Annotated in this window: 1 protein-coding gene; it reads right to left on the bottom strand. The window is 77.7% G+C overall.

Features of this window, described 5'->3' with window-relative positions:
- On the bottom strand, positions 1-1,124 hold a 1,124-nt coding region (locus EYA84_RS32145), incomplete at both ends, for an SNF2 helicase-associated domain-containing protein (protein WP_394347637.1).

The following is a 1,124-nucleotide window of genomic DNA, read 5'->3' as shown; positions in this document are numbered from 1 at the left end:
CCGCAGGCGGGCGCCCAGCCGCGACGCCGGGCGCTGCCACCAGGACGGCAGCAGCACCGTGAAACCGGCGGCGTGCAGCATCGGCGCGCCCTCGCGCAGGAACCGGTGCGCCCCGTCGGCGTCCAGTTCCAGCGCCTCCGGGGTGGCGGTCCGCAACGCCGTGTCCAGCTCCGGCCAGAGGCGGCTGGCCCGGCCCAGCTCGGCCAGCATCGTCTCCTGCGGATGCGCCCCGGCGACGGTGCCGCCCTCGCCGCGCCACACCTGACCGGCGTCGACGTGCAGACCCGACTCGTCGGCCGCCCGCAGACCGAACTCCACCCGCCACCTGCCCGGGTCCCCCACCGCCGCGTCCAGGTCGAGCGGCACCACCGTCACCGGGCCGGGCACCTCCTCGGTCGACGGCTCCACCAGCCGGAAGCTCGCCCGTACCGCCCCGCCCGCCGCGTCCCGCTGCCAGGCGTCCAGCTCGGACCGGAGAACGTCCAGCGCCGCCGCGTCGGCCGTGAACTCGCGGTGCGGCCCGGTCAGCGCGCCGAGCCAGGACGCCACCGCCGCGCCGGGGCGTACGCCTCGGGCCAGTGCGGTCTCCGGCAGGGCCGCGCGCACCGCCGCATCGGTCAGCACATCCAGCGCGTCCCCCACCACCCCACCCGGATGTAAGGCCGGATGTAAGGAAGGGCCCCCTGATAACGCCTCCGGTAGAGCAGGGGACCCCTCTTCACTTCCACGCCGGGTGGTGCGCGCCGATCCGCCCGGCCGGCGTGCGGTGCGACGGACGGCGCTGCCGGGCGCCGGAAGGGCGGGCAGGTCCGCCTCGACCACCGCGCGGGCGACCGGCGGCAGCGCCAACGCCAACGACCGCGCCCAGGCCGCGTCGGTACCGGTCAGCAGCGGACGCCACACCGCACGCGCGGGTACGCCGTCCTCCGGTCGCCCGCCACCGACCGCCGTCGACCCGGTCCGGGCGGTGGACCGTCGTCGGGTCTGCTGGGGCTGGTGGGCCTGATCGGGCTGGTGGGCTTGCCGGTGCTGGTGCGGCATCCGGTGGGCCTGGCTGTTCGGGTGGAGGGCCTGCGGGGCGGCGGACGTCGGGGCGGCGAGGCCGGGCAGGACCCGGCCCCGAC

Source organism: Verrucosispora sp. SN26_14.1 (assembly GCF_004307965.1).
GTDB lineage: Bacteria > Actinomycetota > Actinomycetes > Mycobacteriales > Micromonosporaceae > Micromonospora.
Note: the sequence above shows the minus strand (reverse complement) of the source record. Positions and strands in the feature narration are given on the sequence as shown.